Raw genomic sequence first — 11,034 nt, forward strand, 5'->3', positions numbered from 1 at the left:
GAGCCAATATTCTTTACCTGCGTGCAAACTTGCTAATTTTCATGCCACGCGCATGGGGGGGGGAGTGAATGGTTACGTGTTTATCTGTGTACCATGAGTGGTTAATTACTTTTTCCTGTACCTCACGTTCGGGAGAACCGCTATATGCACGGAACGCTGAAAGTTTTTAGTTTGGACATTGCAAATAAATTTTTAGGTACATAAAATGTGAAAATTTGAGCAGATGTTGTTTACTCTGTTCCATCGCTATGTCTAATCTAAAAGAAATTGAAATTCAAAACATAGACCATTTAGGTATAATCGCAGGGATTATAGACTCGATCGGCTTGGTAGAAATTATTAATGAATTAATTGGTCAAGAGCCAGGAGAAAAAATTAGTCCAGGACATGTGGTCAAAGCAATGATATTAAATGGATTGGGTTTTGTCAGCAGTCCTTTATATATGTTTCCAGAGTTTTTTGAAGATAACATGAGTGAATATCTAATCGGAAAAGGAGTAAAGGCAGGACAACTAATGATGATAAATTAGGTATAGTAATGGATAAACTATTTATTAAAGGCTTAACGGAGATATTTTTAGCTATTAGCAGTCAGGTGATAAAAAAAATTTGATATTAGTTTAAAATCGTCACATTTAGATTCGACTTCGTTGCATTTACATGGTGAATATAGTACGAGTTTACCAGATGTAATTATTCATAATAATTCATCCAATAGTGAAATAAAATCACCAGTACCTATCGAAATAACCTATGGCTATTCTCGTGACCATAGACCTGATTTAAAACAATTTATCATAGACTTAATATCATCGGTCGATGGAGATGTACCAATATTTTTAAAAACCGCATCTGGAAATCAATCAAATTCTTCAAGTTTTGCTAAAATATTTTTAGAATATCAAGAACAAATGCAAAAAGAAAAAATAGAAAATGAAGATAGTTTAATGGTTGCAGATGCAGCTTTGTATAACGCAAAAAATATCAGTTCATTATCTGGAACGAGATGGTTATGTAGAGTACCTATAACTATAGGACTTGCAAAAGACGCAATATCAACATTATTATCAACAGATTTTATTAGTAGTTCTTTAACAGGATATTATTATTCTGTAGTCAGAAGCAATTACGGTGGAGTTGAACAGAGATGGTTAGTTGTAGAAAGCACTGAAAGAAAAGAATCTGATTTACGAAAATTAGAGAAAAGAATATCTAAATCAAAAAAATAGTGCATGTTTAGGCTACTCACTTAAGCTGGGACAGCTTGTAAACAGGGCACTTCAGCGGGAGCAGGTTTTCTCGGCTTTCTAGGTAAGGGTAACTCAGCGATTCCATTGACAATCGCAAGGAACAAGTCAGGGAAAGGTCTGCCGAAGAGGCGTTGGGCGGCAGTTGAACCATCGCTGCGTTTAAGCGCCCAGTTGTGAATAATGGTCAGGACTTTCAGTCGGCGCCCAGAAATCCCTCTGGCGGTGTGATGAATCCGGGATAGGGTGCCATTACGACCTTCAACGGGAGATGAGGTGCGTTGAAAATGACTCACCATCCACGAGCGCCCACTTAGTCCAGTGCTGAATCTGAGCTGGGGATGCCAGTTTTGTGCTGGGGTGGCGGTGATAATGTTGCTGGGCTTGACTATAAGCGGTTTGATACTGTGTTCTCAGGGTCGGGGACTTGGTCTTTGTTAGTTGTTGTTGCCAGTAGACAAGGGGCAGCAGGCAAGTGATGAGCCAATCGGTGGTTTCAGAATCGAGGTTTTCGGTCATCAAGACTTGGCGTACCCAAGTCCACCAAGTATTGATGACAGCAGCGAGGTCGGGAATCAGGCGAGCAAACTGATCGAGTGCAGCAGCCGATTGGGGCAAGGCTGTCACCAGTGGCAAATCTTTCAAGGCTTGCAAGGGGGTTTGCAAGGCGTCCATGACCTGAGCGGTGGTTTGAAAGCCACTGCCATCAATGGCAAACGGATGGACACAGAGCGACAACTGTTGCAACTGTTGGTGATAATTGGCTTGGGTCGCCTGCATTGCCGCCTGCAGAGGACTGGAGTTGCTGCTTGGGGGAGCAACGCGATTTTGTGAGATGAATCCCAAAAAGAGTGAATGCTCAACCCCATACGGAGGAATAAAAGTGATTTTATTTACTTTTATTCTCAAAATAAACACATGCTTACTTTCTTCGGTGAGAAATCTCAAGAAGCTCTTTAATCAAAGAATTAATTTTATTGAGTTGTGGAGTAAGCCAGCTCCGTGTTTTTGAACAAGTACTTATTGTTACTTTAGATCTGCCAAAAATCGGAGTGTTGGTAAAATTTTTATCAGGCTGGTTTTGGGTTAATCAAACTTGTTAAGATAGAATTACAAAAATTGTTCCAATTGCCAGCCGCCCATTGACAACGAGCATGTAAGATGATTGAGCGCGTTGTTTTTTAACCAGAATTTGCCATTTCCCTTCAGGCGTAAGTTGACAACTTGACGGATTAAACTCTCAACAGCACCACTGCCAATCGGCATTTGTTTGGCACTAACTTTGGCATAATTTAGACGACAAACACTATCAGCTTTGGTAAGATAGTTAATTTGTGCCGTCATAATTTTACGGCTCTCTTCACTTGCCTGATGGGTTAGGGATGTCATTTCTTCAATTAAGGTTGTTATCTTACCTTTTTTCAGATACTTCTTAGCTGTTTTCATCCATTTTTTTCGCTCAGCATCTTGAGTAAAAGCAGCAGAGGCAAATAATTGTAAATGCTCAGTTACGTGATAGAAATCTATTAATTGGTAAATTTCGTTGGTTAGTCCTAAACTCTCAAGAAGTGGGGGAATATGCTTCCATATCCATTCTGCACCATCTGCTATCAGCAATACCTCTTGAGCATGACTAATACCTAAATCAACCAGATGCATTTTCAAAATTTCTAAGAAAAATTGATAATTTTCGTAAGTACCATCATTAGTAACGGGAATCTCGCCTGTTTTAATTTTTTTACCTTGCGCATCAACTGCATAAATCGTTAATAATTTAGGCTCTATCCATTCTCCGGTAAATCCATGTCTATTGGTTTGGGAATTTCGCCTACCTTTTTTATTAATCCGAATTCTTGTTCTTCCGCCGTCTACAGCAATTACAACTCGTAGGTCTTTAAGAACCTTACCTGTAGGTAAATTCCCAATTTTTAAATTAAATAATTTAGATTGACGTTGGCTTAGCCCTACTTTACCAAAATGATAAGTAAGACGTTCTATCCTTTTCAGACTAATATTAATTCCCCAATCAATCAGTGTAGAACGTGCCGTCTCAAAGGAACTACTAATTGTTCCATATTTAGCAATTGTTGACCACACCAAAGGAGTTAGTCCTTCTTCCATACCCAACCATCTTAAAAATGGGTAAAACCCTTGGTGTAAAGACTTTCTTTTTCCCTTTCGTTCGTTTCTCCGCTCAACTACATATGGTAATTTTAGCGTTACTTCCACATTCCCTATTGTTAATATCTGTCGTTTTTTATATCCGTGTCTTCGCGTTCTGGGATGCCACCATCCTTGTGTTTGAGTAACAGAGTGTAATAGTACTTCTTGAGATTGAGAAAGATTATACAGTAATATAGCTATACATTGCCCAGCTAAAATCAGTGCTTGCTCTCTGATTTTTTCTTCTTTTTCTTTAAGAGTCACCCCATCCAACTCGGCAATATTAGTCAATTCTAAAACTTTAGTAACATTTTCTTTAAAAATGTCCAATGATTTGATTAAATCTAGAGTTGCATATATATTTTTTTTCATCAAGGTAGGTATTTCCCGTTGAAAAACCATTACGCCATGGGAATCCTACCTTTTTTTTGATCACAATCATCCAAAAGTTTACCGCGTCGCTACTCACTCCAAAGCTTTTTTCCAGTATTAATACTAATAAATATGTAAAAATACTTATTAAGTACTTCAGCTAGTTTTTCGCGCTCGCTCTATTAATACGCAAACTCACTTTTTCGCGTTGCTCCCCTGCTTGGATGCCTGCTGTACCGTCGTTGGTTTACCCGCATTGGTTCGTTGTTCAATCTCCGATGTCACTTTGGTCAACTGGGTTTCTACCCGGTGTAACTGTCGTCCCAGTTGGCAACCCACATGTTTACTAATTTCCCTTAACCCATGAAACAAGTCGGCAATACTAGGGCAATCTAACCCTTCTAAAGCCAGCTTTACCAGCGCCTTGGCGCGGTCGCTGACGAGATACTTCACCTGCACTCCTGTCCCTAATGCGGCTTGGACGGTTTGCAGCCAGGTGTCATAGCGACGATTGGTCGCTAATGTCTCGACAAAGATGTAGCCCGATGCCAAATCTAGTAAAACCAATACCATCTGCTCAAAGAAAGTTTCATCCGCGCCCGCACAGATTTCGACGGACACCCCGTCCGTGGCTAACGCCGCCTGTTGTTTGTCGTGATAGTCCAGAATTTGTTGCTCCACCTGCGATCTTGTTGCCCGCAATCGCCGTCGGAGAAACTCCAATGTGGCGTTCCAAGTGTACAAGATGAAAAAATTCTGATAGCCGCTCGTTGCCGATACCTTGCTGTACGCCAAATAAATAGACCACCGCACACACCAGCACCCGCAGCCACTGTTGACCACTCTCTAATTCCCACAATGCCCCGCCTGGTTGTTGCTGCCGCGCTGCCATCGCTTGCAGATGCCGGTGTACACTACTTTTAGAAAACCCTGTCGCCGCCGCAATCTGTCGGAGCGATGCTCCACCATTAATCCCAATCACGGCAAATATCCGCCCCGCTCGCTCCCGCCACGAAGCACGCCATCCACTTCGCGCTCTTCATCTGCTGATACCGTTACTTCAAAAGCTATACTAACGCTATATCTCAACCAAGGTGTTATTCTTAACGGGTTCTTGTTCGCTTGCACGCCATAACCGATGCTTTCTCCTGACGCTGCCCAAAACCCTCCACTCCGAACCCTACCTGCTGCACTTGACCGCAATCATGCCTTACTCCTCGTACCCAGAGGCAATGAGTGGGAGGTTAGGATGATCTACATTAGTCCGATTTGTCTCTCTCCTCTATTTAACTCCCCGCAGGACGCATTTGCTTATGGCCAAACCTTAGTTGACCGGGAACTTTCCCTTTAACTGTCCCACTTTAAGTTGGTAGCCCATGTTTATAAGCTGAAAAAACTACTTGACTCAAAATTTAATTCTCAGCAAGAGGCTATTAAAGCTGTGGATAGTTTAAACAAAAAGTTAAAGTACCATCAAATTGATAGCATCGATTATTTAGAGAAAGAATCAAAAGAGCCAAAAAAATATTATCAAGTAAATGCTTCACTATCTGAGAATATAAATGCTATTAAAATAGCCTATCAAAGTGCTGGACGTTTCATACTTGCTACAAATATTTTAGATGAAAAATCTCTTAGTAATGATGATATGCTTTCTGAATATAAGGCACAGCAAAGCTGTGAGAGAGGGTTTGGGTTTCTCAAGGATCCCCTATTTTTTGCAGATAGTATTTTCCTTAAGTCTCCAGAAAGAATTGAAGCTATGGCTATGATAATGGGATTATGCCTATTAGTATATACTTTGGCTCAAAGACAAATAAGATCAGCCTTATCAGCGGCTGAATCGACGATTAAAAATCAGCTTGGTAAATCTGTAAATAACCCGACTATGCGATGGACAAGTAATGTTTTCAATCCATACATTTAGTTGAATTTGATCAGGAAATATTAATATCAAATTTGACTGAAGAAAGAAAATATATTCTGAGTTTCCTACCAGAAAATTGTCGCTATTATTATAAATGTTAATCGGACTGAATCTACAATTTATTTTTAATAGAGCCTATTAATTTTAATTAATAGTCACAAATTCTAATGACTTTTAATTAATATATTATAAATAAAATATAGATAGTAGCGTAACAACCATAAGTTTTCATCTATTAATTAAACGCAAATACTTATTGCTTCTTATTGAGAATAAAAATCCGATTTAGGGTAGGTAAATAATATGACTATACGAGCAAGTAAAGTGTTTTTTTACTCTCATTGTCGAAAAAATCTTCAGTAAAAACCCCTTTGTGACAGTTAGAGTGCGGAATGTGGGTTGTAGGATAGAAGCTGACTTGCGCTGGATTATTTCATCTTCAGAGGAGTTGGGTTTTGCCTGTGCTTGAGTCACCTGCTGTAAAATTGCCTTCACTTCTGCTGGCAAAGAGCGTCCATGTTTTTGAGCGCGAGCTTTTAGCCGCTCGATCATGACTGGATCTAAGTCTTCTAAAATAATATGAGTCATGTTTTAACTCCTGCCACTTAGCTAAAGATAGCAAATAAATACGATCGCTACCTTAACCCCCTTGCCTAACCACTGACTTCCTACTACCATCCTATGCCCCTGCTTGACCTCAGTCGGACTTATACTGAGAGTGAAATTGCTAAACTCAAAGCCCCCACCGATGAATTGTTGGCGGAATATGGCTACTCACTGGAACGTACTCTCCTCGATTTACCTCAATATCAACAAGAGTTAGATCGATTACAAGAAAGGCGATAGCGCTTGGAAGAAGTATTGCCCTACTTCGATCTCACCAACGAGCAATCCCGACGAGAGATGTTAATTGCCCCCGTGATGGAAGATTTAATTCATTACACACGAGCACAGTTGCGGATTGAATATACCATCAAGGTAAGTAATCAACTTCAAGGCGATTTGGATTATTTACTCAGAACTAAAACCAATCTGTTAGTAGTTGAAGCAAAACAAGAGGATTTGACCAACGGTTTTACTCAGATGGCAGTTGAACTTATTGCTCTTGATCAGTGGGAAAAATCAACATTAGTGGAGCAACAACCCGAGCTATTTGGAGCCGTTTCCACTGGCACGATTTGGCAGTTTGGCGTTCTGCATCGTCAAGAAAAATTAATCACACAAGAATTAACACTCTACCGTGTACCCACTGATTTAGAACCCTTAACCAGGATTCTTGTTGCAGCACTGTTAAAAGCCGACACATCAGGAAATTTAGTCTCCGTGGCTTGAGAGAAGTTCTATTTTTGTATAATATTTTGCTAATTTTCTACTTAGCATTGTAGAAAACTTACAGAACAGCCCGTGGGAGATTATGGTTTAGTTTCTATAGAATTCTTCCAAAGAGATAAAAAGCACAATAAAAAAGGAATTATAGCTATAGATTTAGTAAGGTGGGAACCATGATTAAAGATGAAAAACAATATGAATACTCCCAAGAATGTGTCAGGGGATTTGAAAAATCACTAGCTGCATTGGAGCAAGAAGAAAACTATAAGAAAAGTGACCCAGAGGGGTGGACACTACACGCCCGCACCATACAATATCATCTTGATGCATTGAACGCAGAAATTGCTGAATATGAAATGCTGACATCGCACGATCGCCAGACACCAATTGTGCTGAAACTAGATGATATTGACTATTTACCGCGAATTCTCATCAAAGCTCGTATGGCAGCTAAACTTAGCCAAAAAGAACTTGCTAATTTAGCTGGATTAACAGAAGAGCAAATTCAGCGCTATGAAGATAAAGACTATGAAGATGCCAGCTATCTTGATGTCAGAGCAGTGATTCATGCACTGGATATTAAGCTCCAATCATCTGAGTTTTTAGTTCCTTTAGATACCCTGAGAAGAACGCCAATTACAAAAGAAGAATTGTTGTCATCTCGTCGAAACAAGAGCAATCAAAATCAACAACAAGTTGAGGAATTTCAACAGCGTGCCTCATGATGTAGAGAGTGGTTACGGTACATAGGACTACTATTTGATTTTTGCAATACACGTAGGGTAGGCATTGCCCACTAAAACCTGGTGGATATGTGCGGCTCCCTACCTACAGGAGGCTTAGCTTGGCGCCGTAATTCATGAAGATTTGATGAGAAACTGCTTTGTGTGAAACAGTATCTTGTTCTCCAAATTCGTTAGGATAATCTCAATCCCTGATCGGGATTAATACAAACAGCATTGGTAGACAATACTGTGCCACAGGACTGCACATGGATTGGATAAGCTTACTAAAATCACAACAAGCTGATTTTCTTCAACGAGTAAAAAAACCGAAGACGCATGATTTATATTTACTCGAAAGTCAAGTCAAGGGTTGCCACAGTGAAGTTGTGGCATTTTGGGAAGAATCATTGACAAAATTGCTATCTTATGCTAAAGAACAAGCAGAAATCATCGCGCTCAATCCCCCACCCACACCTCCTGAGTATCCGGAAACAACTTTGGGGGCGATACCCTTTGCTCAATATTTCCAGCAGCAAGCAGAAGTTTATCTGTTGCGAGAGCTAGTTGTTGACAAAGCGATCGCCGAACGTTTTGGCAAACAAGTAAAAAAAGTCCCACTTGACGCCGTGCAAAACATGGTGTTAGATGATGAGGGAAATTTACGGGGCGAAAGCAAATTTTCTTACTCACTCACCGCTAACCCCAAGATTAGTATCCAAGTTTACGCTACAGACGGAGAAAGTGTTAACAGTCTCAAAAAAGACAAAATAAAATGGTCAATAACTCAGGATGATGTCAAAAATCACCAAGTATTAATTTTTTTATGTTTATTTGCTCCATTTAGTAGTCATAAAAGAGGCTACGAAAAACCAGTAGTAATTATGGGCTTCTTGCCTACGAATCAAATTGAATTTAGTGAGCCAAAGCTATATATTACACCTAGTCACCTATGGTACATAGGAGGAGTAAGCTGGTATTTAGAATCACTAATTACCCAAAAAAATCAGCCCTCAGTATTAGATGAAACTGTGACTGTAGCAGCGCAAACAGTGTTAGCAGAACATCCACTCAAAAATATAATCGGAGACTGGGAATGCTGGCAAACCTTGAAAGGGCATAAGAGAGGAATTAATTGCCTTGCCTTCAGTTCAAGAGGTAAAAATGGTGAAACTTCACTATTGGCAAGCGGTAGTCGTGGGGAAACGAAGTTATGGGATTTGACCAAAGGTGAGTTAATTGGTACTTTATCAGAGCATCCTTGGATTGTATCTGGGATAGTAGATGAAGTCAATTCCCTTGCTTTTAGTCCAGATGGGTATACGTTAGTGAGTGGGGGCGCAGATTCAACAATTAAGTTATGGCATGTAGGCGCATTAGACTTAATAGATATTCTGCACAAGCACAATGGTATGGTGCGGTGTGTTGCTTTTACCAGCAATGGACGGATGTTAGCAACTGGCGGTGATGACAGAACCGTTATGTTTTGGGACTTGAGGCTGCGTGAGGTCGCCTTTGCTCTATCATTAGATGATACAGTAGCTCATTCCATTGCTTTTAGCCCTGATGGGCGAATGGTAACAGGCAGTTATCGCAAAATAAAAGTTTGGCGAGTTCCAGAAGTAGGATTGCCACAACCTCAACTACTACACTCGTTTACTGCTCATTCTCACATTGTTCGTTCCTTGGCTATAAGTGGCGATGGCAAAATTCTGGTTAGCGCCAGTCGGGATAAAACAATTAAGATTTGGCGGCTGGAAACTGGAGAGTTAATTCATAGCCTCAAGGGACATAGGGATGAAGTTTTCGCGATCGCCATGAGTCCTGATGGGCAGATTATCGCTAGTGGTAGTGCGGATAAAACTATTAAATTATGGCACGTAGAAACGGGGGAATTGTTAGCTACTTTCACTGGTCATACTCATACAGTAACAGCGTTGGCTTTTACTGTTTCGGGGGAGATTTTGGTGAGTGGGAGTTTGGATAAGACAATTAAGATTTGGCAGAAGAGTTAATAAATAATTCTTGTGGGGTAGGCAACATGAGCTGCCCCTATTTGAAACAGAATCATTTCCTGGCGGATACGATTAAAACGGTTACACTAAGTAATTTCTTGGTTATTATACTCTACCCAGAGTGATGAAACAGCGTTAATTGAGTTACAGCCAGCACTAACATATCTGGGTCTATAGGTTTGGATAAATGTTTTTGAAATCCAGCAGCTAAGGCTTGTTGTTCATTGATTTCACCAGCATAAGCTGTCAGGGCGACTGCGGGAATTTGTCTGCTGCGTTGTGATGGGAGAGAACGCACTTGTTTCATTAGTGTATAACCATCAACTTCCGGCATACCAATGTCACTCACCAAAACATCTGGCTGAAATGATTCTATGGCTGCTAAAAATTCGGAACTAGTGGCAACTGTCATTACTTCTGCGCCGTAATAAGCTAGCATGATTGTGAGAAAATCACGGCTGTCTGGTTCATCATCGATGGTTAAGATCTTAATACCTGAGAGATTGAGTTCATGTACTGATAAATCCTCGGTGCGATCGCTTTCTGGTTCAATGTTGAGCAACGGTAAACTGACAGTGAAAGTGCTTCCTTGTCCTTCACCTTGACTGTCAACGGTAACTGTACCTGCATGGGCTTCGACTATGTGCCGCACAATTGCTAAACCTAACCCTAATCCGCCGTATTTGCGGGTAACGGAGACATCTTCTTGACGAAAAGATTCAAATATGTACGGGAGAAAATCGGGGTTAATACCTTTACCGTTATCTGTGACTATAATTTGGGCTTGGTTGTCTTTGCGTTGTAACCGGATTTCTACCCGTCCCCCATTGGGAGTAAACTTGATGGCGTTGGAAAGCAAATTCCACACTACTTGCTGTAGGCGCACAGCATCACCAGATACCTGCCCAATATTGGCTAACTCTGGACGAATCAGAATTGATTTAGCAACAGCAGATGCTCTGACGGTATCGATGGCAGCTTCAATCACAAATGTTAAATTAACGGGGTCAGAGTTAAAGCTGAGTTTACCGCGCAAAATTTTGGCAACATCAAGTAAGTCATCAATCAGTTGGGTTTGCAACTTAGCATTACGCTCAATTGTGGCTAAGGCTTCAACTGTTTTGTTTTCATCGAACCTACGACTTTGTAGCAGCTTCGCCCAACCAAGGATGGGGTTAAGGGGGCAGCCCTTTCAATGCGAACAAATGAACTATTCATTTAATGTCTGAAAGCCGCTTCTAGTATAGGTTATTAGCAAT

Annotated in this window: 11 protein-coding genes and 3 pseudogenes; 6 read left to right on the top strand and 8 right to left on the bottom strand. The window is 40.6% G+C overall.

Going from position 1 to position 11,034, the window contains the following annotated elements:
• Window positions 1-248: 248 nt before the first annotated feature.
• Window positions 249-1,223, top strand: a pseudogene (locus tag ICL16_RS47800) (IS1634 family transposase); the annotation flags it as partial.
• Window positions 1,224-1,249: 26 nt separating this feature from the next.
• Here ICL16_RS47800 and ICL16_RS47805 read toward each other — a convergent pair.
• From ICL16_RS47805 to ICL16_RS25280, 6 genes and pseudogenes are all read right to left on the bottom strand, one after another.
• Window positions 1,250-1,546, bottom strand: coding sequence for a DUF6399 domain-containing protein (locus ICL16_RS47805; RefSeq protein WP_420485302.1), 297 nt, complete (start codon window positions 1,544-1,546; stop codon window positions 1,250-1,252).
• Entirely contained in the window at window positions 1,509-2,195 is a 687-nt protein-coding gene (locus ICL16_RS25260; protein ID WP_190833472.1) for a DUF6399 domain-containing protein, read from the bottom strand. Before ICL16_RS25260 ends, ICL16_RS47805 begins: the two co-directional genes overlap by 38 nt.
• A 122-nt stretch (window positions 2,196-2,317) precedes the next feature.
• Window positions 2,318-3,782: pseudogene (locus ICL16_RS25265) on the bottom strand (ISLre2-like element ISCst1 family transposase).
• Between the two features lie 195 nt (window positions 3,783-3,977).
• Window positions 3,978-4,403, bottom strand: coding sequence for a hypothetical protein (locus ICL16_RS25270; RefSeq protein WP_190833474.1), 426 nt, complete (start codon window positions 4,401-4,403; stop codon window positions 3,978-3,980).
• Complete coding sequence (locus ICL16_RS25275; protein ID WP_190833477.1) at window positions 4,372-4,764, bottom strand: helix-turn-helix domain-containing protein; 393 nt, start codon at window positions 4,762-4,764, stop codon at window positions 4,372-4,374. The genes ICL16_RS25270 and ICL16_RS25275 overlap by 32 nt, the downstream gene beginning before the upstream one ends.
• Window positions 4,761-4,985, bottom strand: coding sequence for a hypothetical protein (locus tag ICL16_RS25280; protein ID WP_190833479.1), 225 nt, complete (start codon window positions 4,983-4,985; stop codon window positions 4,761-4,763). Before ICL16_RS25280 ends, ICL16_RS25275 begins: the two co-directional genes overlap by 4 nt.
• Window positions 4,986-5,169: 184 nt before the next feature.
• On the opposite strand from ICL16_RS25280, the pseudogene ICL16_RS25285 reads away from it, so the two are divergent.
• Window positions 5,170-5,810, top strand: a pseudogene (locus ICL16_RS25285) (IS1634 family transposase); the annotation flags it as partial.
• Window positions 5,811-5,994: 184 nt separating this feature from the next.
• Here the strand turns inward: ICL16_RS25285 and ICL16_RS25290 are convergent.
• On the bottom strand, window positions 5,995-6,297 hold the full coding sequence (locus ICL16_RS25290; protein WP_190833485.1) for a FitA-like ribbon-helix-helix domain-containing protein: 303 nt from the start codon (window positions 6,295-6,297) through the stop codon (window positions 5,995-5,997).
• A gap of 93 nt (window positions 6,298-6,390) precedes the next feature.
• Here ICL16_RS25290 and ICL16_RS47370 point away from each other — a divergent pair, with 93 nt between their 5' ends.
• The 4 genes from ICL16_RS47370 to ICL16_RS25305 all read left to right on the top strand — a co-directional run bounded on the left by ICL16_RS47370 (window position 6,391) and on the right by ICL16_RS25305 (window position 9,775).
• Window positions 6,391-6,555, top strand: a complete 165-nt coding sequence (locus ICL16_RS47370; protein ID WP_337907118.1) for a hypothetical protein — start codon at window positions 6,391-6,393, stop codon at window positions 6,553-6,555.
• A gap of 3 nt (window positions 6,556-6,558) precedes the next feature.
• Window positions 6,559-7,041 (top strand): hypothetical protein, encoded by a 483-nt coding sequence (locus ICL16_RS25295; RefSeq protein ID WP_337907119.1) that lies wholly within the window; start codon window positions 6,559-6,561, stop codon window positions 7,039-7,041.
• 170 nt (window positions 7,042-7,211) lie between these two features.
• Window positions 7,212-7,763, top strand: coding sequence for a helix-turn-helix domain-containing protein (locus ICL16_RS25300; RefSeq protein WP_190833488.1), 552 nt, complete (start codon window positions 7,212-7,214; stop codon window positions 7,761-7,763).
• A gap of 266 nt (window positions 7,764-8,029) precedes the next feature.
• Window positions 8,030-9,775 (top strand): WD40 repeat domain-containing protein, encoded by a 1,746-nt coding sequence (locus tag ICL16_RS25305; RefSeq protein WP_190833491.1) that lies wholly within the window; start codon window positions 8,030-8,032, stop codon window positions 9,773-9,775.
• 112 nt (window positions 9,776-9,887) lie between these two features.
• Here the strand turns inward: ICL16_RS25305 and ICL16_RS25310 are convergent, their stop codons facing one another.
• Window positions 9,888-10,946 (bottom strand): hybrid sensor histidine kinase/response regulator, encoded by a 1,059-nt coding sequence (locus tag ICL16_RS25310; RefSeq protein ID WP_337907120.1) that lies wholly within the window; start codon window positions 10,944-10,946, stop codon window positions 9,888-9,890.
• Between the last annotated feature and the right edge of the window lie 88 nt (window positions 10,947-11,034).

Origin of the sequence: Iningainema tapete BLCC-T55 (assembly GCF_014698965.1) — a bacterium.
GTDB lineage: Bacteria > Cyanobacteriota > Cyanobacteriia > Cyanobacteriales > Nostocaceae > Iningainema > Iningainema tapete.

What these genes read in the sequence shown, in the direction of transcription:
- ICL16_RS47805 (WP_420485302.1), bottom strand. Translation starts at nt 1,546, where the DNA reads ATGGTGAGTCATTTTCAACGCACCTCATCTCCCGTTGAAGGTCGTAAT.
- ICL16_RS25290 (WP_190833485.1), bottom strand. Translation starts at nt 6,297, where the DNA reads ATGACTCATATTATTTTAGAAGACTTAGATCCAGTCATGATCGAGCGG.
- ICL16_RS47370 (WP_337907118.1), top strand. Translation starts at nt 6,391, where the DNA reads ATGCCCCTGCTTGACCTCAGTCGGACTTATACTGAGAGTGAAATTGCT.
- ICL16_RS25300 (WP_190833488.1), top strand. Translation starts at nt 7,212, where the DNA reads ATGATTAAAGATGAAAAACAATATGAATACTCCCAAGAATGTGTCAGG.
- ICL16_RS25305 (WP_190833491.1), top strand. Translation starts at nt 8,030, where the DNA reads ATGGATTGGATAAGCTTACTAAAATCACAACAAGCTGATTTTCTTCAA.